21 protein-coding genes and 1 tRNA gene are annotated in these 23,378 nt (G+C 67.2%); 12 read left to right on the top strand and 10 right to left on the bottom strand.

Annotated elements, in window-relative coordinates; genetic code table 11:
• The first annotated feature begins 10 nt into the window (after nucleotides 1-10).
• The 6 genes from HWW87_RS28015 to HWW87_RS27990 all read left to right on the top strand — a co-directional run bounded on the left by HWW87_RS28015 (nucleotide 11) and on the right by HWW87_RS27990 (nucleotide 4,220).
• Nucleotides 11-86 (top strand) — tRNA-Phe (locus HWW87_RS28015).
• Between the two features lie 351 nt (nucleotides 87-437).
• The gene (gene queC, locus HWW87_RS28010; protein ID WP_175823025.1) at nucleotides 438-1,172 is read left to right on the top strand and encodes a 7-cyano-7-deazaguanine synthase QueC; all 735 of its coding nucleotides are present in this window, start codon (nucleotides 438-440) and stop codon (nucleotides 1,170-1,172) included.
• Between the two features lie 75 nt (nucleotides 1,173-1,247).
• Entirely contained in the window at nucleotides 1,248-1,880 is a 633-nt protein-coding gene (gene queE, locus HWW87_RS28005) for a 7-carboxy-7-deazaguanine synthase (RefSeq protein WP_006482565.1), read from the top strand.
• A gap of 18 nt (nucleotides 1,881-1,898) precedes the next feature.
• A complete protein-coding gene (gene queD / locus HWW87_RS28000; protein WP_175823024.1) occupies nucleotides 1,899-2,351 on the top strand; it encodes a 6-carboxytetrahydropterin synthase QueD in 453 nt (150 codons plus the stop codon).
• A 334-nt stretch (nucleotides 2,352-2,685) separates the two neighbouring features.
• Nucleotides 2,686-3,471 carry an aldolase/citrate lyase family protein gene (locus HWW87_RS27995; protein ID WP_175823023.1) on the top strand — a complete coding sequence of 262 codons (786 nt, stop codon included), beginning with the start codon at nucleotides 2,686-2,688 and terminating at the stop codon, nucleotides 3,469-3,471.
• On the top strand, nucleotides 3,468-4,220 hold the full coding sequence (locus HWW87_RS27990) for a tetratricopeptide repeat protein (protein ID WP_175823022.1): 753 nt from the start codon (nucleotides 3,468-3,470) through the stop codon (nucleotides 4,218-4,220). The genes HWW87_RS27995 and HWW87_RS27990 overlap by 4 nt, the downstream gene beginning before the upstream one ends.
• Before the next feature lie 70 nt (nucleotides 4,221-4,290).
• On the opposite strand, the gene rodA is transcribed toward HWW87_RS27990, so the two are convergent.
• From rodA to HWW87_RS27965, 5 genes are all read right to left on the bottom strand, one after another.
• Nucleotides 4,291-5,439, bottom strand: a complete 1,149-nt coding sequence (gene rodA / locus HWW87_RS27985; protein WP_175823021.1) for a rod shape-determining protein RodA — start codon at nucleotides 5,437-5,439, stop codon at nucleotides 4,291-4,293.
• An 11-nt stretch (nucleotides 5,440-5,450) separates the two neighbouring features.
• A complete protein-coding gene (gene mrdA / locus HWW87_RS27980; protein WP_175823020.1) occupies nucleotides 5,451-7,739 on the bottom strand; it encodes a penicillin-binding protein 2 in 2,289 nt (762 codons plus the stop codon).
• Nucleotides 7,740-7,840: 101 nt separating this feature from the next.
• Nucleotides 7,841-8,353: a rod shape-determining protein MreD gene (mreD, locus tag HWW87_RS27975; RefSeq protein WP_006482567.1), complete on the bottom strand. Its 513-nt coding sequence runs from the start codon at nucleotides 8,351-8,353 to the stop codon at nucleotides 7,841-7,843.
• Nucleotides 8,350-9,411: a rod shape-determining protein MreC gene (mreC, locus tag HWW87_RS27970; protein ID WP_175823019.1), complete on the bottom strand. Its 1,062-nt coding sequence runs from the start codon at nucleotides 9,409-9,411 to the stop codon at nucleotides 8,350-8,352. The genes mreD and mreC overlap by 4 nt, the downstream gene beginning before the upstream one ends.
• Before the next feature lie 126 nt (nucleotides 9,412-9,537).
• The gene (locus HWW87_RS27965; RefSeq protein ID WP_004189550.1) at nucleotides 9,538-10,581 is read right to left on the bottom strand and encodes a rod shape-determining protein; all 1,044 of its coding nucleotides are present in this window, start codon (nucleotides 10,579-10,581) and stop codon (nucleotides 9,538-9,540) included.
• A gap of 367 nt (nucleotides 10,582-10,948) precedes the next feature.
• On the opposite strand from HWW87_RS27965, the gene gatC reads away from it, so the two are divergent.
• From gatC to HWW87_RS27940, 5 genes are all read left to right on the top strand, one after another.
• Nucleotides 10,949-11,248, top strand: coding sequence for an Asp-tRNA(Asn)/Glu-tRNA(Gln) amidotransferase subunit GatC (gene gatC, locus HWW87_RS27960; RefSeq protein WP_006477478.1), 300 nt, complete (start codon nucleotides 10,949-10,951; stop codon nucleotides 11,246-11,248).
• A 69-nt stretch (nucleotides 11,249-11,317) separates the two neighbouring features.
• Entirely contained in the window at nucleotides 11,318-12,808 is a 1,491-nt protein-coding gene (gatA, locus tag HWW87_RS27955) for an Asp-tRNA(Asn)/Glu-tRNA(Gln) amidotransferase subunit GatA (protein WP_175823018.1), read from the top strand.
• 4 nt (nucleotides 12,809-12,812) lie between these two features.
• On the top strand, nucleotides 12,813-14,288 hold the full coding sequence (gene gatB, locus HWW87_RS27950) for an Asp-tRNA(Asn)/Glu-tRNA(Gln) amidotransferase subunit GatB (RefSeq protein ID WP_175823017.1): 1,476 nt from the start codon (nucleotides 12,813-12,815) through the stop codon (nucleotides 14,286-14,288).
• A gap of 118 nt (nucleotides 14,289-14,406) precedes the next feature.
• Entirely contained in the window at nucleotides 14,407-15,246 is an 840-nt protein-coding gene (locus HWW87_RS27945) for a polyphosphate kinase 2 family protein (protein WP_175823016.1), read from the top strand.
• 41 nt (nucleotides 15,247-15,287) lie between these two features.
• On the top strand, nucleotides 15,288-16,061 hold the full coding sequence (locus HWW87_RS27940) for an exodeoxyribonuclease III (RefSeq protein WP_175823015.1): 774 nt from the start codon (nucleotides 15,288-15,290) through the stop codon (nucleotides 16,059-16,061).
• A gap of 93 nt (nucleotides 16,062-16,154) precedes the next feature.
• Here HWW87_RS27940 and HWW87_RS27935 read toward each other — a convergent pair whose 3' ends face one another.
• On the bottom strand, nucleotides 16,155-17,207 hold the full coding sequence (locus HWW87_RS27935) for an NAD(P)-dependent alcohol dehydrogenase (protein ID WP_175823014.1): 1,053 nt from the start codon (nucleotides 17,205-17,207) through the stop codon (nucleotides 16,155-16,157).
• 226 nt (nucleotides 17,208-17,433) lie between these two features.
• Here HWW87_RS27935 and HWW87_RS27930 point away from each other — a divergent pair, with 226 nt between their 5' ends.
• Entirely contained in the window at nucleotides 17,434-18,378 is a 945-nt protein-coding gene (locus tag HWW87_RS27930) for an AraC family transcriptional regulator (protein WP_175823013.1), read from the top strand.
• Between the two features lie 23 nt (nucleotides 18,379-18,401).
• On the opposite strand, the gene HWW87_RS27925 is transcribed toward HWW87_RS27930, so the two are convergent.
• From HWW87_RS27925 to HWW87_RS27910, 4 genes are all read right to left on the bottom strand, one after another.
• The gene (locus HWW87_RS27925) at nucleotides 18,402-19,445 is read right to left on the bottom strand and encodes a M48 family metallopeptidase (protein WP_175823012.1); all 1,044 of its coding nucleotides are present in this window, start codon (nucleotides 19,443-19,445) and stop codon (nucleotides 18,402-18,404) included.
• A complete protein-coding gene (locus tag HWW87_RS27920) occupies nucleotides 19,435-20,856 on the bottom strand; it encodes an AmpG family muropeptide MFS transporter (protein ID WP_174433999.1) in 1,422 nt (473 codons plus the stop codon). The genes HWW87_RS27925 and HWW87_RS27920 overlap by 11 nt, the downstream gene beginning before the upstream one ends.
• A gap of 116 nt (nucleotides 20,857-20,972) precedes the next feature.
• Nucleotides 20,973-21,581 (bottom strand): methionine biosynthesis protein MetW, encoded by a 609-nt coding sequence (gene metW, locus HWW87_RS27915; protein ID WP_034179337.1) that lies wholly within the window; start codon nucleotides 21,579-21,581, stop codon nucleotides 20,973-20,975.
• Nucleotides 21,578-22,723, bottom strand: a complete 1,146-nt coding sequence (locus HWW87_RS27910) for a homoserine O-acetyltransferase (protein WP_175823011.1) — start codon at nucleotides 22,721-22,723, stop codon at nucleotides 21,578-21,580. Before HWW87_RS27910 ends, metW begins: the two co-directional genes overlap by 4 nt.
• Nucleotides 22,724-23,378: the final 655 nt, after the last annotated feature.

Here is a 23,378-nt window from a genome sequence, read left to right as displayed (position 1 = left end):
ATTCTTCGTTGGCCCGGTAGCTCAGTTGGTAGAGCAGCGGATTGAAAATCCGCGTGTCGATGGTTCGATTCCGTCCCAGGCCACCAGCATTTAAAACCCCAAGAATCGGAAGGTTCTTGGGGTTTTTCGTTTGTGGTGGGTATCGCGTGTCGTGGGCGGCGAGCCCGGCAGCATTCGCCGGGGCGTGATAAAATCCGTGCCCGCTCAATGACTTAGCGCATCGCTTCATGCGCATGGCAGGCTGCCCGCGGCGCGCCTGCCGTGGCGCGCGGCAACGATGCCGCGCGATGAGCGGTATAAGCGCGCCGCCGCATTCGCGGCCGATCGCGCTGCCTATACTGGTCGAGCCGGCGCAGGCCGGCCGCGTCGGGCCGCCCGGCGGCAGCCGGCCTCGAGGCGCAGTGCGACGCGAGCCTACATATTCACGGAGTATCACGGTGATTCGGACAGACGCTAAAGACGGCGCGCTCGTGTTGTTTTCCGGCGGGCAGGACTCCGCCACGTGCGTGGCATGGGCCCTCGAACGCTACCAGACGGTCGAGACGCTCGGCTTCGATTACGGCCAGCGTCATCGCGTCGAACTCGAGTGTCGCGAAGGCGTGCGCGAAGCGCTGAAGCACAAGTTTCCGGCGTGGTCGGACCGGCTCGGCGACGATCACATGATCGACCTGTCGGTGCTCGGCGCGATCAGCGACACCGCGATGACGCGTACGATCGAGATCGAGACGACGGCAAACGGCCTGCCGAACACGTTCGTGCCGGGCCGCAACCTGATGTTCATGACGATCGCCGCGGCGATCGCCTATCGCCGCGGGCTGCGCGTGCTGGTCGGCGGGATGTGCGAGACCGATTTTTCGGGCTATCCGGACTGCCGCGACGACACGATGAAGGCGCTGCAGGTCGCGCTGAATCTCGGGATGGATACGCGCATCGTGCTCGAGACGCCGCTGATGTGGCTCGACAAGGCGCAGACGTGGCAGCTCGCCGAACAGCTCGGCGGCGAGGCGCTCGTCGAACTGATCCGCGTCGAGACGCACACGTGCTACGTGGGCGAGCGCGCGGAACTGCACGACTGGGGCTTCGGCTGCGGCGAATGCCCGGCCTGCAAGCTGCGCAAGCGCGGCTACGAGGCCTACCTGAAGGGCGAGCGGGTGACCGAAGCGCCGCTGTGACGCGGCTGCGCCGGCGGCGCTTGATGGACAACGGATTCTGATCGACAACGAGCGGCGCGAGCCGGACGAAGCACGATGACTTACGCGGTCAAGGAAATTTTCTACACGTTGCAGGGCGAGGGCGCGAATGCGGGCCGGCCGGCCGTGTTCTGCCGGTTCGCCGGCTGCAACCTGTGGTCGGGCCGCGAAGAGGATCGTGCGGAGGCCGTGTGCCGCTTCTGCGATACGGACTTCGTCGGCACCGACGGCGAGAACGGCGGCAAGTTCAAGGACGCCGCGGCGCTCGTCGCGACGATCGCCGGCCTGTGGCCGGAGGGCGAAGCGCACCGCTTCGTCGTCTGCACGGGCGGCGAGCCGATGCTGCAGCTCGACCAGCCGCTCGTCGACGCGCTGCATGCGGCAGGCTTCGAGATCGCGATCGAGACCAACGGTTCGCTGCCGGTGCTCGAATCGATCGACTGGATCTGCGTGAGCCCGAAGGCCGATGCGCCGCTCGTCGTCACGAAGGGCAACGAACTGAAGGTCGTCGTTCCGCAGGACAACCAGCGGCTGGCCGACTACGCGAAGCTCGACTTCGAGTACTTCCTGGTCCAGCCGATGGACGGCCCGTCGCGCGACCTCAATACGAAGCTCGCGATCGACTGGTGCAAGCGTCATCCGCAGTGGCGGCTGTCGATGCAGACCCATAAATATCTGAACATTCCCTGAGCCACGGCTTTTGACATCGTGCTGATTACCCGAAAACTCGAATTCGACGCGGGCCACCGCATCCCCGATCACCGCAGCCAGTGCCGGAACCTGCACGGCCATCGCTACGTGCTCGAAATCACGCTGCGCGGCGATCTCGTCGATACCGAGGGGGCGCCCGACCGCGGCATGGTGATGGATTTCGCCGACGTGAAGGCGCTCGCGATGGAGCACCTCGTCAGCAAGTGGGACCACGCGTTCCTGGTCTATGCGCGCGACGAGGTCGTGCGCTCGTTCCTCGAGCAGATGGCCGACCACAAGACCGTCGTGCTCGACCGGATCCCGACCGTCGAGAACCTCGCGGCGATCGCGTTCGACCTCCTCGCGAACGTGTACGACGCGCACTACGGCGTGAATCTGCGTCTCGAGCGCGTGCGCCTGTACGAAACGCCGAACTGCTGGGCCGACGTCGAGCGCCAGCCCGGCCGCTGATCCTGCCTTCCCGCGAGGCAGCCCCGCCGTCCGGCGCGGGCTGCCCGTCGCCGCGCACCGCGGCCTCGCCTCCTCCGCGCCGCGTCGGTACGGCTTCCCCCGTCTGTTCCCGCATTGAGCACCCCGCCGCGCTATGATCGTCGTGCGGCGCCGAAAAACGCTCGCGTGAGCCATTGCGCGGCCTGCGTTGTCAGATCGGCCGTCCCGGGCCGACTCACGTTCTCCGGCGCGCGATCTGCCGCCGCCGCCATGCTTCGATTGCCCGGCGGCGTGCGTTTCGCTTCGCCTGTTGCTTGTCCCGTTCGATTGCCGTTCCGTTTCGGAGGCCGTATCGATGAGCACGCTCACCAATTCCCTCAAACAACGCCTGTGCGACGGTGACGAGCCGCTGTATGGCCTGTGGCTCTCGCTCGGCAGCGACTCGGCCGCGGAAGCGCTCGCGCATGCCGGTTACGACTGGCTCTGCATCGACATGGAGCATGCGCCGAACGACAGTCGCGACGTGGCGTCGCAACTGCGCGCGATCGCCGCGGCGCACCTGCCGAGCGAGCCGGTCGTACGTGTGCCGGCGCGCGAGCCGTGGCTCGTGAAGCGCGCGCTCGACGCCGGCGCACGCACGCTGATGTTCCCGTGTATCGAGACGCCCGACGACGCCGCGCACGCGGTGCGGCTCACGCGCTTCCCGTCGCCCGAATCGCCCGACGGGCTGCGCGGCGTGGCGGGCATGGTACGCGCGGCGGCGTTCGGCATGCGCCGCGACTACCTGCAGACGGCGAATGCGCAAGTCGCGGTGGTCGTGCAGATCGAATCGGCGCGCGGCGTCGACGAAGTCGAGCGGATCGCGGCGACGCCCGGCGTCGATTGCCTGTTCGTCGGCCCGGCCGATCTCGCGGCGAGCCTCGGGCATCTCGGCGATATCCGCCACCCGGACGTCGAAACCGCGATGGCGCGCGTGCTCGCGGCCGGCAAGCAGGCCGGCGTCGCGGTCGGCATCTTCGCCGGCGATACGGCGGCCGCGCGCCAGTATCGCGAGGCCGGTTACCGGATGATCACGGTGTCGGCCGACGTGAGCTGGCTGTTGCGCGCGACGCGGCAGGCGTTGCAGGAGGTACGGTCATGAACGGCGCAGACGGTGCGTGCCGCAGGCGCGCGCGGATCGGGGCGATGGTCGGCCTGTGGGCCGCGTGTGCGGCGGCCGCCGCGCAGGGCGCGCCGCAAGCGAAGCCCGATCCATCGCACGAGACGCAATCGGCGGTCGCCGACTACAACGCCGGCGACTATCGCGCGGCGCTCGTGCAATTCCACGATGCGGCCGAGCGCGGCGATCGCCTCGCGCAGTTCAACTACGCGATGATGCTGCTGACGGGTGAAGGCGTGACGGCGAACGTCGACGAAGGGTTGCGCTGGCTGAAGCGCGCGGCGGACGCGAACATGTCGCATGCGCAGTACGTGTACGGCCGGATGTTCGACGACGGCGAGTTCGTCGCGCGCAACCCGGCCGAAGCGCATCGCTGGTTCCTGCGGGCCGCGAAGCAGGGGCACGTGCAGGCCGAGCTGTCGCTCGCGAACCAGTTCCTCGACGGGCGCGGCACGCCGCGCGACAACCGTCAGGCGTTCGCGTGGTACAAGCAGGCCGCCGACGCGGGCGAGCCCATCGCACAGTACGTGACCGCGTCGTTCTACGAGCGCGGCGGCGACGGCGTCGCGCAGAACCTGAACATCGCGCGCGCGTATTACGCGGCGGCGGCCGCGCAGGGCGACGAGACGGCCGGGCTGAAATTCAAGGAGCTGAGCGCGCGGCTGAAGGCGCCGACGCCGGCATCGGGCGCCGGCGCGGAGCCAGGCAAGCCGCACGCGCCGCCGCAGTAAGCGGCCCTCGCCCAATGAAAAACGGCGCCCCGGGGTGCCGTTTTCGTGTACCGCGGTGCAGGCCGCGCGGTCAGCTCTTCATCAGCCGCCGCTGCCGCCCGACGCTCATGATCATCCCGATCGCGATGCCGAGCGTCGTGAGCGCGGTGCCGCCGTAACTCATGAACGGCAGCGGCACGCCGACGACCGGCAGCACGCCGCTCACCATCCCGATGTTGACGAACGCGTAGACGAAGAACGCGAGCGTGAGCGAGCCCGCGAGCAGCCGGCCGAACTGCGTCGCGCCCTGCGCGGCGATGTAGAGCCCGCGCGCGATCAGCGCCATGTACAGCGTCAGCAGCACGAGCCCGCCGGCGAGCCCCCATTCCTCCGAGAACACCGCGAAGATGAAGTCGGTGTGTTTTTCCGGAATGAATTCGAGGTGCGCCTGCGTGCCTTTCAGGTAGCCCTTGCCGAGCACGCCGCCCGAGCCGATCGCGATCACGGCCTGGATCGTGTGGAAGCCCTTGCCGAGCGGGTCGGAGGTCGGGTCGAGCAGCGTGCACACGCGGTGCTTCTGGTAGTCGTGCATCAGCGGCCACTGCACGTCGGGCTGGCAGATGCGTTCCTCGAACACGGCGATCGAGCCGACCGCGATCACGCCCGCGACGAGCACCGGCACGATCAGCTTGAACGACAGGCCGGCGAGGTAGATCACGAAGAAGCCGGCCGCGAACACGAGCAGGCCCGTGCCGAGGTCGGGCTGCTTCGCGATCAGCCCGACCGGCACCAGCAGGATCGCGAACGCGGCGACGAAGTCGTACCAGCGCAGCCCGCCTTCGCGGCGCTGGTAGTACCACGCGAGCATCAGCGGCGTCGCGATCTTGAGGATTTCGGACGGCTGGATCACGACGCCGACGTTCAGCCAGCGCTTCGCGCCCTTCTTGGTCATCCCGAACAGCGCGACGGCGATCAGCAGCGTGACCCCGAACGTGTAGAGCGGGACCGCGAAGCGCATCAGCGTGGTCGGCGGGATGTTGGCGATCACCCACATCAGCACGAACGTCAGCAGGATGTTGCGTAACTGGTCCTCGACGCGGCCCGGCATGTCGATCGACGCGCTGTACAGCGTGACGATGCCGACGCACAGCAGCAGGAACACGATGAGGGCGAGCGGGCGGTCGAAGCCCGCGAACATCTGCTTGATCTTGTCGAGCCAGGCGCGCTTGTCGAATTGCATGCCTTTCTCCGTTAATGAGCGGTGCCGGCGTCCGCCGCTTTCGCGGGGGCCGTCGCACGGTGGTTGTCGTCCCGCGGCGTGGCGACGAGCGGCTGCGCGTCGCTGGCGGGCCGGCGCGGCCGGTGCGGGCGCCGGATCGGCGGCAGGCTCGCGGCCTTCGGCGCCGCGGCGCTCGCGTCGGCGGGCGCCGTGGCGCTGGCGCCGGCCGTATCCGAGGCGCCCGAGGCAGCCGACGCGGCCGATGCCGCCTCGGCCGCGCTGGCCGCCGACGGCACGACCGGCTGCGGCAGCGCGGTGAAGCCGGCCGCGACGGTGGCGGGCTTCGCGGTGTCGCCGACCACGGGCGCGCTTACCGGCTCGGTCGCCGACGCGGCGGCGGCCACGGCCGCGGCTTCGTTCCTCGGGTTCTGGCGCTCGACCAGGTAGTAGTCGAGCACGCGACGCGCGATCGGGCCGGCGGCCTGGGCGCCCCAGCCGCCGTTTTCGACGACCAGCGCGACGGCGATCTGCGGGTGGTCGACCGGCGCATACGCGATGAACAGCGCGTGGTCGCGCAGGTGTTCGGCGAGCAGGTGGCCCTTGTAGTTCGAGCCCTGCAGCGAGAACACCTGCGCGGTGCCGGTCTTGCCGGCGGCGAGGTACGGCGCGCCGCGGAACACCTTGTACGCGGTGCCGGACGGGTTCTCGATCACGTTCTCCATCCCGCGCTTCACGACGTCGATGTCGCCCGCCTTCAGCGGGATCACCTCGCTTTCCTTCGGCACGGTCAGGTGGCGCGCCCGCGAGATCGGATCCTCGACTTCCTTCACGAGGTGAGGCTTCATCACGACGCCGTTGTTCGCGAGCGTCGCGGTCGCGTGCGCGAGCTGCAGGATCGTGAACGAGTTGTAGCCCTGGCCGATCCCGAGGCTGATCGTCTCGCCGTCGAACCACTTCTGCTGCGCGGCCTTCTTGAACGCCTTCTTCTTCCAGTCGGTCGACGGCAGGATCCCGCGCGCCTCGCCCTGGATGTCGATCCCGGTGATCTGGCCGAAGCCGAACGGCTTCATGAAGTTCGCGATCGCGTTCACGCCGAGGTCGCGCGCCAGCATGTAGAAGTAGGTGTCGTTCGACACCATGATCGCCTTGTTCATGTCGACCCAGCCCTGGCCCGAGCGCACGTCGTTGCGGAACGTGTGGCCGCCGAACGTGAAGTAGCCGGGATCCTGGAAGCCCCAGCCCGGCGTGCGCTTGCCGAGCGTCAGGCCCGCGAGCGCCATGAACGGCTTGTACGTCGAGCCGGGCGGGTAGGTGCCGTGCAGCGGGCGGTTCAGCAGCGGCTTGTCGGGCGAGTTGTTCAGCTCGTCCCAGGTCTGCTGGTCGATGCCGTCGACGAACGAATTCGGGTCGAAGCTCGGCGACGACACGAACGCGAGCACGTCGCCCGTCTTCGGCTCGATCGCGACGAGCGCGCCGCGCTTGCCGGCGAACGCCTGCTCGGCAACCTGCTGCAGCCCGATGTCGAGCGACAGCACGAGGTTGTTGCCGGGCGTCGCCTGGGTGCGCGACAGCGTGCGCACCGGCCGGCCGCCGGCCGTCACCTCGACTTCCTCGAAGCCCGTCAGCCCGTGCAGCTCGGTCTCGTAGCTCTGCTCGACGCCGATCTTGCCGATGTAGTCGGTGCCCTTGTAGTTGTTCGCGTCGCGGCGCGGATCGTAGTGTTCCTGGTCGCTGTCGTTGTCGTCGCTCATCGCGTCGATGCGATCCTGGTCGCGCTTCGAGATCCGGCCGATATAGCCGATCACGTGCGCGGCGGTCATGCCGAGCGGGTACTGGCGGAACAGCCGCGCGCGCACGTCGACGCCGGGGAAGCGGAAGCGCTGCGCGGTGAAGCGCGCGACTTCCGCGTCGGTGAGCCGCGTGCGGATCGGCAGGCTCTCGAAGTTCTTCGAGTCTTCCTGCAGCTTCTTGAAGCGGCGGCGGTCGCGGGCGTCGATCGGGATGATCTCGGACAGCTTGTCGATCGTGTTGTCGAGCGTGTCGTCGAGCTTCGACGGCGTGATCTCGAGCGTGTACGCCGAGTAGTTCTTCGCGAGGATCACGCCGTTGCGGTCGGTGATGATCCCGCGGTTCGGCACGATCGGCGCGACCGAGATGCGGTTTTCCTCGGCCTGCAGTGCGTATTTGCCGTGCTGCATCAGCTGCAGGTAGAAGAAGCGGCTCGCGAGCAGCCCGAAGCAGACGAACACGAACACGCCCGCCGCCGCGACGCGCAGGCGGAACTTCGAGAGCTGCTGTTGGGTGTCGTTGAATTCGGTCATTTAAGGGCAATCTGGCCCGCGCGCGGGCGCGGGCGAGGTGCCGCCCCGGAGCGCGGCGCGCGGCGGGCGTGGGGGCGGCGGGTATTCAAGGTCGGTCCGGCTCAGATGGGGCGCGTATCGTCCGGGTCGACCGGGCGGCGTTGCGGCATCAGCAGCAGGTGGCTCGCGATCGGCCACAGCGCGGCTTCGACGAAACCGTCGACCAGATAGCGCCAGCCCGGGAACGCGGCGCCCATCAGCAGGCGGATCACGAACGGCACGAGCTGCGCGACGACCAGCAGCGGCGTGACGTACAGCACCTGCACGCCGATCGGCATCCACAGCACGCGGCGGTGGATCGTGATCGCGCCGTACGACAGCAGCGTATAGGCGAGCGCGTGCTCGCCGAGCAGCCCCGCGTCATGCACGTCCATCAGGATGCCGAGCGCGAACGCGACGCCCATCCCGACCTTGCGCGGCTGGTGGATGTTCCAGAACAGCAGCACGAGCGCGACGAAGTCGGGCACGCCGGGCAGGCGGCCCCACGGCATCAGGTTCAGCAGGAATGCGGCGGCGAGGCTGAAGACGATGAAGTACGGATTGACCGGCTGCAGGATGTATTGCGGGCGGTTCATCGCTGGGCTCCTGATTGCCCGGCGGCGGGCTTCGCGGGCGCAGCGGCGGGCTTGGCCGGCGCGGCGGGGGCAGCCGGCGCCGGCTTCGCAGCGGCGGGCTGGGCCGCGGCGGCCGGTTTCGCGTTCGCGTCGGCTTTCTCGGCCTTCGCGGCGGCTTTCGCGCCCTTCTTGCCCTTCGCGTTCTTGTCGGCGGCGGGATCGGGCTCAGCCGGGCGCGGCGGGATGTCGTTCCGGTAATGCAGCACGAGCATCTGGCGCGCGCCGCGCACGGCCGCGACCGGCGCGCAGGTCACGCGGGCGAACGCGGTATCGGCGAGCTTGTCGACGCGCACGACCTTCGCGACCGGCAGGCCGGGCGGATAGACGCCGTCGAGACCGCTCGTGACGAGCTCGTCGCCGGCGACGAGATCCGCGCTCGTCGGCACGAAGCGCAGGTCGAGCGAATCGCCCTTCGGCGTGCCGTAGATCACGCTGCGCAGGCCGGTGCGCAGCACCTGCACGGGAATCGCGAGATCGCGGTCGGTGACCAGCGTGACTTCGGATTGCAGCGGGAACACGCGCGTGACCTGACCGATCACGCCGTCCTCGCTGACGACGGGCGAGCCGTCCTGGATGCCTTGCTGCGAGCCTTGCCCGACCACGATCTTCTGCGTGAACGGATCGCTCGTGTCGTACTGGATCTCGACCGGCGTCGATTGCGTCGCGATGTGCTGGCGCAGTTCGAGCACCGCGCGCAGGTGCGCGTTTTCCTGCGTGAGCACGGCGGCCTGGTTGGCCTGCGTGGACAGTTGCAGGTTGCGCTTGCGGAGGTCGTCGTTCTCGTGGCGCAGCGACGCGCCGGTGACGGCGATGTCGGCCGCGCCCATGAACAGGTCGCGCGGCACGAGCGCCGCGCGTTGCAGCGGGTAGAGCACGGTGCCGAGCACGCCGCGCACGATTTCGAGCGTGCTGAAGCGCGCGTCCGACACGAGGAGCGCGATGGCGAGGGCGACGAAGAAGATGAGCCGCGCGAGCGCGGGCGGACCTTGCTTGAAGAGGGGCGGCGGACTGTATTCCATGGTCGGCGCCGGGCGCGTGTGATCGGTTAAATAATGCTCAGACGCGCAAACGGCGCGGCGGTTCGTTCTAAACGAGCGATCCGGCCACGCCGCGGGTGCGTCATATCAACGAAACAGCTTAGACGATCACTCGTACGAGAAGATGCTGCCCAGCTTGTCCATGCGCTCGAGCGCCATGCCCGAACCGCGCACGACGCAGGTCAGCGGATCTTCCGCGACGAGCACCGGCAGGCCGGTTTCTTCCGCGAGCAGGCGGTCGAGGTCGCGCAGCAGCGCGCCGCCGCCCGTCAGCATCATCCCGCGTTCGGCGATGTCGGCGCCGAGTTCCGGCGGCGTCTGTTCGAGCGCGATCTTCACCGACGACACGATCTGGTTCAGCGGATCGGTCAGCGCTTCGAGGATTTCGTTGCTGGAGATCGTGAAGCTGCGCGGAATGCCTTCCGACAGGTTGCGGCCCTTCACTTCCATTTCCTTGACTTCGGAGCCCGGGAACGCGGAGCCGATTTCCTTCTTGATCGCCTCGGCGGTTTGTTCGCCGATCAGCATCCCATAGTTGCGGCGGATGTAGTTGACGATCGCCTCGTCGAACTTGTCGCCGCCGACGCGCACCGAGCCTTTGTAGACGATGCCGCCGAGCGAGATCACGCCGACTTCGGTCGTGCCGCCGCCGATGTCGACGACCATCGAGCCGGTGGCTTCCGACACCGGCAGGCCCGCGCCGATCGCGGCCGCCATCGGCTCCTCGATCAGGTAGACCTGCGACGCGCCGGCGCCGTGCGCCGCTTCCTTGATCGCGCGGCGCTCGACCTGGGTCGAGCCGCACGGCACGCAGATGATGATGCGCGGCGACGGCGAGAACATGCGCGACTCGTGGGCCGTCTTGATGAACTGCTTGATCATCTGCTCGGTGACGGTGAAGTCGGCGATCACGCCGTCCTTCATCGGGCGGATCGCCTCGATGTTGCCCGGCACCTTGCCGAGCATCTGCTTGGCTTCCTTGCCGACCGCCTGGATCGTCTTCTTGCCGTTGGGGCCGCCTTCCTGGCGGATCGACACGACGGACGGCTCATCGAGGACGATGCCCTTGCCGCGCATGTAGATCAGGGTGTTTGCGGTGCCGAGGTCGATCGCGAGATCGTTGGAGAAGTAGCTGCGCAAAAAACCGAACATTCAGAATCCTGTTTCGCTCTGGGCCGGCCCTGCATAGCGAGCGCTGAGGGCGGCAGCGGAAAAAATAACAGCCTCGGGAAGCGTGGCGGAAGCGGCCGCCGCGGCGCACGAAGCTGCGAGTGATGTCTACCGGGGATCGCACGAAGCACGCACGGCTTGCCGAAGTGGGGCGAAACGGTGCGGGAAAAGGCTGCCGGGTTTGGGTCGAACGCGTAATGATACCTTATAATTTCACGGTATTTGAATCGAAACGGGCGGTATTTTTGCCGCTTCGGCCCCGATTTTTGAGGGTGGGATCGCACCCTCCAACCCCCCGCCGCAGTGCTGCTGTCGATGCACTGCGCAGCCTTGTTTTTCCGGTGATCGCATGGCCCTGACCCTGACCGATGTGAAACGCATCGCGCACCTGGCGCGACTCGAAATGGCCGACGCCGACGCCGAGCACATGCTCGGCCAGCTCAATGAATTCTTCGGCCTCGTCGAACAGATGCAGGCGGTCGACACCGCCGGCATCGCGCCGCTCGCCCACCCGATCGAACAGATCCAGGAAGTCGCGCAGCGCCTGCGCGACGACGCCGTGACGGAAGTCGTCAATCGCGACGACAACCAGCGTCCGGCGCCGGCCGTCCAGGACGGCCTCTATCTGGTGCCGAAGGTGATCGAGTAAGCATTCGATGACAAGCGCGCCGGCCATCCAGCGCCGCGCGCCACCCAGAATTCCCAGGAAAACCACTCAATGCACGCAAAAAGCCTGACCGAACTGCGCGCCGCGCTCGCCGCCAAGGAATGCTCGGCCGTCGAGCTCGCGCAGCACTATCTGAAACGGATCGACGCCGCGCGCGACCTGAACGCGTTCGTCCACGTCGACGCCGACCTCACCCTCGCGCAGGCGAAAGCCGCCGACGCGGAACTCGCGCGCGGCGCGGGCGGCGCGCTGACCGGCCTGCCGATCGCGCACAAGGACGTCTTCGTCACGCGCGGCTGGCGCTCGACCGCCGGCTCGAAGATGCTCGCGAATTACGAGAGCCCGTTCGACGCGACCGTCGTCGCCCGCCTGCAGGCGGCCGGCATGGTCACGCTCGGCAAGACCAACATGGACGAGTTCGCGATGGGCTCGTCGAACGAGAATTCGGCGTTCGGCGCGGTGAAGAACCCGTGGGACACGAACGCGGTGCCGGGCGGCAGCTCGGGCGGCAGCTCGGCCGCCGTCGCCGCGCGCCTCGCGCCGGCCGCGACCGGCACCGACACCGGCGGCTCGATCCGCCAGCCCGCGTCGTTCGCGGGCGTGACCGGCATCAAGCCGACCTACGGCCGCGTGTCGCGCTACGGGATGATCGCGTTCGCGTCGTCGCTCGACCAGGGCGGCCCGATGGCGCAGAGCGCGTCCGACTGCGCGTTGCTGCTGAACGCGATGGCCGGCTTCGACGAGCGCGACTCGACGAGCCTCGAGCGCGACGACGAGGATTTCACGCGCCACCTCGGCCAGCCGTGGGCGGCCGGCAACGACGCCAGCAAGCCGCTCGCCGGCCTGCGCATCGGCCTGCCGAACGAGTATTTCGGCGCCGGCCTCGCCGACGACGTGCGCGCGACGATCGACGCGGCGCTCAAAGCTTATGAAGCGCTCGGCGCGACGCTCGTGCCGGTATCGCTGCCGAAGACGGAACTGTCGATCCCCGTGTACTACGTGATCGCGCCGGCGGAAGCGTCGTCGAACCTGTCGCGTTTCGACGGCGTGCGCTTCGGCCACCGCGCCGCGCAGTACGGCGATCTGCTCGACATGTACAAGAAGTCGCGCGCCGAAGGCTTCGGCCCCGAGGTGAAGCGCCGGATCCTGGTCGGCACCTATGTGCTGTCGCACGGCTACTACGACGCGTACTACCTGCAGGCGCAGAAGATCCGCCGCATCATCGCGAACGATTTCCAGGAAGCGTTCAAGTCCTGCGACGTGATCATGGGCCCGGCGTCGCCGACGGTCGCATGGGATCTCGGCGCGAAGGGCGACGATCCGGTGCAGATGTATCTCGCGGATATCTACACGCTGTCGGTGAGCCTCGCGGGCCTGCCCGGCATGAGCGTGCCGTGCGGCTTCGGCGCGGGTGCGAACGCGAAGCGCCCGGTCGGCCTGCAGATCATCGGCAACTATTTCAACGAAGCCCGGATGCTGCAGGTCGCCGATGCGTTCCAGCGCGCGACCGACTGGCACAAGCAAGTTCCGGCAGGGGTGTAAGCATATGGCTACTCAATGGGAAGTCGTCATCGGTCTCGAGACGCACGCGCAACTGTCGACCGTCTCGAAGATTTTCTCCGGCGCATCGACGCAGTTCGGCGCCGAGCCGAACACGCAGGCGTGCCCGGTCGACCTGGCGCTGCCGGGCGTGCTGCCGGTGCTGAACCGCGGCGCGGTCGAGCGGGCGATCCGCTTTGGTCTCGCGATCGGCTCGACCATCGCGCCGCGCAGCATCTTCGCGCGCAAGAATTATTTCTACCCCGATCTGCCGAAGGGTTATCAGATCAGCCAGTACGAGATTCCGGTCGTGCAGGGCGGCCAGATCACGATCCAGGTGCCCGCCAACGAAAAGGCCGGCAAGGAAGCGTACGAGAAGACGGTCAACCTGACCCGCGCGCACCTCGAGGAAGACGCGGGCAAGTCGCTGCATGAAGACTTCGCCGGGATGACCGGGATCGACCTGAACCGCGCGGGCACGCCGCTGCTCGAGATCGTCACCGAGCCGGAAATGCGCAGCGCGGCCGAGGCCGTCGCGTACGCGAAGGCGCTGCACGCGCTCGTCGTGTGGCTCGGTATCTGCGACGGCAACATGCAGGAAGGCTCGTTCCGCTGCGACGCGAACGTGTCGGTGCGTCCGGTCGGCCAGGAGAAGTTCGGCACGCGCGCGGAAATCAAGAACCTGAACTCGTTCCGGTTCCTCGAGGAAGCAATCAACTACGAAGTGCGTCGCCAGATCGAGCTGATCGAGGACGGTGGCGAAGTCGTGCAGGAAACGCGCCTCTACGATCCGGACAAGCGCGAGACGCGTTCGATGCGCAGCAAGGAAGACGCGCACGATTACCGCTACTTCCCCGATCCCGACCTGATGCCGCTCGTGATCGGCCGGGACTGGGTCGAGCGCGTGCAGTCCGGCATGCCGGAGCTGCCGGCCGCGATGCAGCAGCGCTTCGTCGACGAATACGGCGTGTCCGCGTACGACGCGGGCGTGCTGACGTCGAGCAAGGCGATGGCCGCGTACTTCGAGTCGGTGGTCGCGAAGGCCGGCGCCGCGAACGCGAAGATCGTCGCGAACTGGCTGATGGGCGACGTGTCGTCGCAGCTGAACCGCGACGGCATCGAGATCGACGCGATTCCGGTGTCGGCCGCGCAACTCGCGCTGCTGCTGCAGCGTATCGCCGACGGCACGATCTCGAACAAGATCGCGAAGGAAATCTTCGCGACGATCTGGGACGAGAAGGCGACCGACGAAGCCGCGGCCGACCGCATCATCGACGCGAAGGGCCTGAAGCAGATCTCCGACACCGGCGCGCTGGAAGCGATCATCGACGAGGTGCTCGCGGCGAACGCGAAGTCGGTCGAGGAATTCCGCGCGGGCAAGGAAAAGGCGTTCAACGCGCTGATCGGCCAGGCGATGAAGGCGACGAAGGGCAAGGCCAATCCGCAGCAGGTCAACGAACTGCTGAAGAAGAAGCTCGGCTGAGCATGCGCGCGCGCCTGAACCGCGCTTGACGACGGGCCGCTCCGAACCAGTTCGGGGCGGCCCGTTGCGTTTGGTGGATGCGTTATCGTATGCATCGCACCGTCCAACGGAGGAACGAATGGCGAAACAACCGTCGCTCGACGATTTCCGCGTGCCCTACAGCGCGCGCGACAAGGAAGCCGCCGCATTCAAGCTCGATGCGTTCGACCCGGCCGCGAAGCCGTTTTCGTCCGGTTCGAAGGAGGCCGACCGCGAACGGCTGTCGGTCGTGTCGACCGAGCTCGACGTCCAGCAAGAGCGCCTGCACACGCAGCAGAAGAAGCGCGTGCTGCTCGTGCTGCAGGGCATGGATACGAGCGGCAAGGACGGCACCGTGCGCGCGGTGTTCCGCGAGGTCGACCCGCTCGGCCTGCGCATCGTGCCGTTCAAGGCGCCGACGCCGATCGAGGCCGCGCACGACTTCCTGTGGCGCGTGCATGCGCAGGTGCCGGCGGCCGGCGAACTCGCGATCTTCAACCGCAGCCACTACGAAGACGTGCTGGTGCCGCGCGTGCTCGGCGCGATCAGCGACAAGGAGTGCGAGCGCCGCTACCGGCAGATCCGCGATTTCGAGACGATGCTGTTCGAGAACGGCACGACCATCGTCAAGTGCTTCCTGCACATCTCGAAGGACGAGCAGCGCGCGCGGCTGCAGGCGCGCATCGACGACCCGACCAAGCACTGGAAATTCGACATCTCCGATCTCGATGCGCGCAAGCACTGGGACGCTTACCAGTCCGCGTACCGCGACGCGCTCGCCGCGACGTCGGCCGAGCACGCGCCGTGGTACGTGATCCCGGCGAATTCGAAGACGCACCGCAACGTGATGATCGCCGAGCTGCTGCTGCGCACGATGACCGACATGAAGCTGGAATTCCCGCCGCCGAAGCCCGAGCTCGAAGGCGTGAAGATCCGTTAAGCTGCCACCCTGTAAAAATATCGAACTGAACGGAACCCGACATGATGCGAGTGATTACCGCCAACCTGAACGGCATCCGCTCCGCCGCGAAGAAGGGCTTCTTCGACTGGCTCGGCGAGCAGAACGCCGATTGCGTGTGCGTGCAGGAAATCAAGGTATCGGCCGACGACCTGCCGGCCGAATTCGTCGAGCCGCACGGCTTCAAGAGCTATTTCCACCACGCCGAGAAGAAGGGTTACAGCGGCGCGGGCGTGTACAGCCGCCGCGAGCCCGACGACGTGATCATCGGCTTCGGCAGCAGCGAATTCGATGCCGAAGGGCGCTACGTCGAGGCGCGCTACGGCAAGCTGTCGGTCGTGTCGGTGTACGTGCCGTCCGGCTCGAGCGGCGAGGAGCGCCAGCAGGCGAAGTACCGCTTCATGGCCGAATTCATGCCGCACCTCGCCGCGCTGAAGAAGAAGCGCGAGGTGATCCTGTGCGGCGACGTGAACATCGTCCACAAGGAAATCGACATCAAGAACTGGAAGAGCAACCAGAAGAACTCGGGCTGCCTGCCGGAAGAGCGCGAGTGGCTCACGAAGCTGTTCGACGACGTCGGCTACGTCGACGTGTTCCGCACGCTCGATCAGCGCCCCGAGCAGTACACGTGGTGGAGCAACCGCGGTCAGGCGTACGCGAAGAACGTCGGGTGGCGGATCGATTACCAGATCGCGACGCCGGGCGTGGCCGGTACCGCGAAAAGCACGTCGATCTTCAAGGACATCAAGTTCAGCGACCATGCGCCGTTGACGATCGACTACGACTACACGAAGTGATGCGCGGGGCTGCGCATGGCGCGCAGCCGGATAACGCGTGACGCAAAACGGGCCGCATGTCGAACATGCGGCCCGTTTCGTTTGGGGCGCGGCTTACTGCTTCAGCGACGCCATATCCACGACGAACCGGTACTTCACGTCGCTCTTCAGCATCCGTTCGTAAGCGGCGTTGATCTGCTGCATCGGAATCGTTTCGATGTCCGACGTGATCCCGTGCTCCGCGCAGAAATCGAGCATTTCCTGCGTCTCCGCGATCCCGCCGATCAGCGAGCCCGCGAGGCGGCGGCGCTTGAAGATCAGGTTGAACACCTGCGGCGACGGATGGTCGTGCTCGGGTGCGCCGACCAGCGTCATCGTGCCGTCGCGCTTCAGCAGGTGCAGGAACGGATTCAGGTCGTGCTGCGCGGCGACCGTGTTCAGGATGAAGTCGAAGCTGTTCAGATGCGCGTTCATCTGCGCCTCGTCCTTCGAGATCACGACTTCATGCGCGCCGAGCCGCTTGCCGTCCTCGATCTTCGACGGCGACGTCGTGAACAGCACGACGTGCGCGCCCATCGCGCGCGCGAGCTTCACGCCCATGTGGCCGAGGCCGCCGAGACCGACGATGCCGACCTTCTTGCCGGGGCCGACGTTCCACTGCCGCAGCGGCGAGTAGGTCGTGATCCCCGCGCACAAGAGCGGCGCGGCGCCGGCCGGGTCGAGCGTGTCCGGCACGCGCAGCACGAACGCCTCGTCGACGACGAGCTGCGTCGAATAGCCGCCGTACGTGACGTCGCCCGTCACGCGATCCTGGCCGTTGTAGGTGCCGACGAAGCCGTTCTCGCAATACTGCTCGAGGCCTTCTTCACAGCTCGCGCAGGTGCGGCACGAATCGACGAGGCAGCCGACGCCGACCAGCTCGCCGACCTTGAAGCGCGACACTTGCGGGCCGGTCGCGGTCACGCGGCCGACGATTTCATGGCCCGGCACGACCGGGTAGATCGTGTTGCGCCATTCGTTGCGCGCCTGGTGAAGATCCGAGTGGCAGACGCCGCAGTAGAGGACGTCGATCTGGACGTCGAGGTCGCGCAGCGCGCGACGCTGGAATTCGAACGGGGCGAGCGGCGACTGCGAATCGGTCGCCGCGTAGGCATAGGTTGTGCTCATGCAATGGCTCCTTGTCCGGAAAACATCCGGCGAAACAGACTGCCGCCGCACCATGTGGCGATGCGGCGAGACAGGTGCCTATCGTAAGGAGCGCACCGCCGCGGCGAAATACCCGAAGGTCTGGAAGATTTGCCTATTCCTCTCGAATTGCCCGCGAACAGCCGTCAAAACGCGTTCAAGGTGCTACATTGCGAGCCAGATTCTCTTGCCGGACAGGACCGCACTGATGAGCTTCCAGCCCCTTTTGGCCGACGCGGCCGAGCGCGTGCAGCGCCGCATGATCGAGCTGCACACGCGCCTCGCGCCGAACGAGGGCGACACGCTCGCGGCGCTCGACGGCGTGCGCTTCATCCGGGTGACCCGGCCCGCGCCGCGCATGCCCGTGCTGTACGAGCCGAGCATCATCGTCGTGTGCCAGGGGCGCAAGCTTGGCTATCTCGGCGACCGCTCGTTCGTGTACGACGCGCAGCAATACCTGGTGCTGTCGGTGCCGCTGCCGTTCGAATGCGAGACCTTCGCGAGCATGGAAGAGCCGTTTCTCGCGATCTCGATCCGCGTCGATCTCGCGGTGATCGCCGAACTCGCGATCCTGCTCGACGAGACGCTCGGCGCGGCGGTCAGCGAGCCGCTCGGCGTCTATTCGACCCCGCTCGATGCGCCGCTGGCCGATGCCGTCGTGCGGCTGCTCGAAGCGCTCGCGTCGCCGCACGACACGCGCGTGCTCGGGCCCGCGATCATGCGCGAGATCGCGTATCGCGTGCTGACCGGCGAGCAGGGCGACGCGATGCGCGCGGCGCTCGTGCAGCAGCATCATTTCGGCCGCATCGCGAAGGCGTTGCGGCGCATTCACGCGGAACTGAAGGCCGATCTCGACGTCGAGACGCTCGCCCGCGAAGCCGGGATGAGCCTGGCGGTGTTCCACGCGCAGTTCAAGCACGTGACGGCGACGTCGCCGATGCAGTACGTGAAGGCCGCGCGGCTGCACCAGGCGCGGCTGATGATGGTGCGTGACGGGGTGGGCGCCGGCGCGGCGGCCGCGCGGGTCGGCTATGCGAGCGCGTCGCAGTTCAGCCGCGAGTTCAAGCGATTGTTCGGCCGCAGCCCCGGAGACGAAGTGCGCTGGATGCGTGACAGCGGGGTGCGGCCGGCGATGGCCGACGCGGACGCGTAGCGTCCGGCGTCTCGCTCGGCGGCTCAGCGCCGCACGATCTTGCGCCGCTGCGCGCTGATACCCGCGTAGTCGGGCAGCGATTCGACGCGTTTGCCGGTCGCCTTCGCGTACAGCGGCATCAGGTCCGGCAGCCGGTTCAGCAGATCCTGGCGGCGCGCGTTGCTGTACGGGTGCGTGTAGATGAAGCCCGACGCCTTGTTCGCGCGCGTCGCGACCGCGAGCTTGTCCCACAGCGTGATCGCCGCGCGCGGATCGAAGCCCGCGCGTGCGGCGATGTCGCCGCCAATCACGTCGGCCTCGGTCTCGTCGGTCGGATCGTAGTGGAGCGACTGCAGGCGCTCGCCGAGGTTCAGCGCCTGCGGCAGCGGATCGCCGACGCCGAACAGCGGCGGCAGCGCGGCCGCGCGCAGCGACGTCTGCGAGGTCACGCTGAAGTTGCTGCGCGCGTGTTCGCGTAGCGCATGCGCGATGCCGTGCGCGAGCAGCACGCCGAGCTCGTCGTCGTTCAGGCGCACGCGATCGAGCATGCCGCCGTACACCAGCACCTTGCCGCCCGGCAGGCAGGTCAGGCGGATGTCGCGCGAGCGGATCGCGTTGACGTCCCATGCCCAGCTTTTCACGCGGTCGTTCCACTTCACCGAATACGGCGCGAGCTTCGCGACGATCGCGCGCAGCCGCTTCACGCGCGGCTGGTTCGCGGGCAGCAGGCGGTTGCTGTCGGTGGCCGTCTGCACGATCTGCGCGTATTCGTTCGCGGTGAGCTGCTCGAGCAGCGGCGACGGGATCAGCGTGCGGAACGCGATCGCGTTGCCGTAGCGGACCTGCTGCGGCGTCGGTGTATAGGCCTTCGCCGGCACGGCGGCGCCGGTCGGCTGCGCGCCTTCGGCGGCGGATGGCGCGGCGGACGTGGCAGGGGCGGGCGGCGAGGCCTGCGCTGCGGCCGATGCGGAGCCTGCCGCCGTCGCGCCGGTGTCGGTCGCGTGCGCGCCGGTCGCGGCGAGTGCCGCGGCGCCGACGCTCAACGCAGCCGCCACGTGTGCGAGACGATGCAGGCGGCTACCGCGCACGGCTGGCCTCGCCGTTGCGCGCGGCGCCGTTCCACGGCGCGATCCTGAACAGCAGCAGCATGCCGGGAATCGCGAGCGCGGTACACACGATGAAGTAGTCGTACCAGCCGATCTTCGCGACGACGAAGCCGCTCGCGGCCGACGCGAGCGTGCGCGGCACCGACGCGAGGCTCGTGAACAGCGCGAACTGCGTGGCCGTATAGCGCGGGTCGGTCGTGCTCGCGATATACGCGACGAACGCGGCCATCGTCAGGCCGGTCGTGAAGGTTTCGAAGCCGTAGACGATCGCGAGCGCGACCGTCATCGGGCTGAATTGCGGCGTGACGGCGACGCCGAACACCGACAGCGCGGACGCGACCGCGTGGCTCGTCGACACGGTGAAGTCGTAGAGCATCGCGAGCACCGGCGAGCCGGGGCCGAGCTGCGCGAGCCAGGCGAAGCCGAGCGTCGACACCATCTGCAGCGCGCCGAAGATCCATAGCCCGCGGCCGATGCCGATCTTCACGAGCCAGATGCCGCCGATGATGCCGCCGGCGACGCTCGCGACGAGCGCGGTGGTCTTCGCGACGATGCCGATCTCGGTGCGCGTGAAGCCGATGTCGAGGAAGAACGACGTCGACAGCGTGGTGGCCATCGTGTCGCCGATCTTGAACAGGAAGATGAATGCGATGACGAGCAGCGCGCCGGTCCAGCCGTCGCGCTGGATGAATTCGCGGAACGGCAGCACGATCGCGTCGCGCAGGTTGCGCGGCGGCGCGCCGACCACTTCCGGCTCGCGCACGACGAGCGTCATCAGGATGCCCGGCAGCATGAATGCGCCGGTGATCGCGAACACGGCGTCCCACGGCATGTGGTCCGACAGGATCAGCGCCAGCGAGCCGGGGATCAGCGCGGCGAGCTTGTACGCGTTCACGTGCACCGCGTTGCCGAGGCCCTGCTCGGTGTCGCGCAGCAGCTCGCGGCGGTACGCGTCGATCACGATGTCGGCGCTCGCGCCGAAGAACGCGACGAGCGTCGTGAGCGCGGCGACCGTCCAGATCGAGTCGCGCGGCGACACGAAGCCGAGCGCGGCGATCGCGCCCGCGACCAGCAGCTGCGTGAGCAGCAGCCAGCCGCGCCGGCGGCCCGGCCGCCAGCCGGGCAGGCGCGGGATGTAGCGGTCCATCAGCGGCGCCCACAGGAACTTCCACGTATACGGGAACTGGATCAGCGCGAACAGGCCGATTTCCTTCAGGTTCACGCCCTCGGAGCGCAGCCATGCCTGCACGAGGTAGACGAGCGTGAAGAGGGGCAGCCCCGACGTGAAGCCCAGGAACACGCAGATCAGCATGTGCGTGTTCAGATAGGCGCGCCAGCCGGGGTGATCCTCGTGAGCGGTGAGTGCGGGCGCCTCGTGTGGCGTTTTCGACATGGACTGGAACTGGGTAGCGTTGACTGATGGCGGCGGCAGCGCAGGCGGCGCGGACGGCACAGGAGGGGCGGCCGCGCGCGTGGGCGGGCCGGATCTTCCGTCAACGGCTCCCCGGCTCAGCTGCGCTTGACGCGATAGACAGCAAGACTACCACGCCAGTTCGCTCCCCATCGAATCGGCTGGCCTTCGTGCAGCACGACGCGGTCGAGGATCGTGACGCCGACCTCCGGCGCGAGCGCCTCGAAATCCTTGATCGTCAGCACCCGCACGTTCGGCGTGTTGTGCCACTGGTACGGCAGCGATTTCGATACCGGCATCCGGCCGTGGAGCACCGACAGCCGGTGCGGCCAGTAGCCGAAGTTCGGGAACGACACGATGCACTCGCGGCCGACGCGCGCCGTTTCGCGCAGGATCGCGGCCGTCTGGTGGATCGTCTGCAGCGTCTGCGACAGGATCGCGATGTCGAAGCTGTGGTCCTCGAACAGGCGCAGGCCGTCCTCGAGGTTCTGCTGGATCACGTTGATGCCGTTCTTGGCGCTCGCGAGCACGCCCGCGTCGTTCAGCTCGATCCCGTAGCCGGTGACGTCCAGCTCCTCCATCAGCAGCGCGAGCAGCGAGCCGTCGCCGCAGCCGAGGTCGAGCACGGTCGAGCGCGGCTCGACCCAGCGGGCGATCGTGCGGAAGTCCGCGCGCGCGGACAGGGAATTCAGCGCTTGCTGGTTCATGCTCCCACCTCGATGGCGATTCGTTCGTAATACGCACGGATCAGGTTGTGATAGCGCGCGTCGTCGAGCAGGAACGCGTCGTGGCCGTGCGGCGCGTCGATTTCCGCGTAGCTGACCGTGCGCTTGTTGTCGAGCAGCGCCTTCACGATCTCGCGCGAGCGTGCGGGCGCGAAGCGCCAGTCGGTCGAGAAGCTCGCGATCAGGTATTTCGCCTGCGTGTGCGCGAGCGCGGCCTTCAGGTTGCCGTCGAACGCCTTCGCCGGATCGAAGTAGTCGAGCGCGCGCGTGATCAGCAGGTAGGTGTTCGCGTCGAAGTAGTCGGCGAACTTGTCGCCCTGGTAGCGCAGGTACGACTCGACCTCGAACTCGACGTCGAAGCTGAAGTTGTATGCATCGAGCGCGCCGTCCGCGCGGCGCAGCGCGCGGCCGAATTTCTCGGCCATGTCGTCGTCGGACAGGTACGTGATGTGGCCGATCATCCGCGCGACGCGCAGGCCGCGCTTCGGCTTCACGCCGTGCGCGTAGTAGTCGCCGCCGTGGAAATCGGGATCGGACAGGATCGCCGAGCGCGCGACCTCGTTGAACGCGATGTTCTGCGCGGACAGCTTCGGCGTCGACGCGATGTCGATGCAGTGCGCGACGCGTTCCGGATACATCAGGCTCCATGCGAGCGCCTGCATGCCGCCGAGGCTGCCGCCCATCACCGCGGCGAAGCGCTCGATGCCGAACGCATCGGCGACGCGCGCCTGCGCATGGACCCAGTCCTCGACGGTGACCACCGGGAACTTCGCGCCGTACGGCTTGCCGGTCGACGGATCGATGCTCATCGGGCCGGTCGAGCCGAAGCACGAGCCGAGGTTGTTCACGCCGATCACGAAGAAGCGGTTGGTGTCGAGCGGCTTGCCCGGACCGACCATGTTGTCCCACCAGCCGGTGCTGCGCGGATCGTCCGCGTAGACGCCGGCGACGTGATGCGACGCGTTGAGCGCGTGGCAGACGAGCACCGCGTTCGAGCGCGCGGCGTTGAGCTCGCCGTACGTCTCGACGACGAGCTGATAGTTGCCGATCGCGCTGCCGCTTTGCAAGCGCAGCGGTTCGGCGAAGTGCATGGTCTGTGGAGCGACGATGCCGATCGATTCCATTCGTTCCGCCTTATGACTGGGCGGCTAAACGGTGTCGGCGAGGCGCGGAGGCGAAGGTGCGCGGCTGACGACCTCTTTAGCCGCATTTGTAGTGAACCGCCGGGGAGTGACGCATGACGCATCAAGGCCCCGGCCGGTTCGCGCGCCCGCAATCGAGTCAGCAAATCGGCGCACTTCCGACCTGCCGCTTAGGAGGCGGCAGGTCGGAAGAGTATAGCGGATTTTTCCCGACGGGCGCGTGCGCGATCGGGAGGGCCGCGCACGCGTCCGGCGTCGACGCGTGTCGTCCTGGCTGATTCGCGTTTGCAAAACGACGTTTACCGTTTTTTTAATACAGAAAATATCAAATTATTCAACTGGCAGCTGGAAAGGGTAAATCCTTCAAATCTTGTAAATTCCATTGAATATCAAAAACAATTAGTACGAGTTCCAGTTGAATTTCTGGTGATTTAGTAACGGTCCTGTTTTCGATGTGGACGCTCGCCAATAGAGTTTCAACCAGCTTTCACTATCCGGTTGAAACGCGCGATTCAGCGGCCTTGTCGGCATGATCTTCCGCCCCTGTTCGGGTGATTTCTCAGCATGCACGTTTCGCATTTCTTTCCGGAAAACCGTAAGCGTTGAGCTACTTGTCACCGCTCTCGCCGCGTCGTCG

This window comes from Burkholderia sp. BCC0419, assembly GCF_902830285.1.
In the GTDB taxonomy this organism is placed as follows: Bacteria; Pseudomonadota; Gammaproteobacteria; order Burkholderiales; family Burkholderiaceae; genus Burkholderia.
The sequence above is the reverse complement of the archived record's forward strand: the minus strand, read 5'-3'. Positions and strand labels throughout refer to the sequence as shown.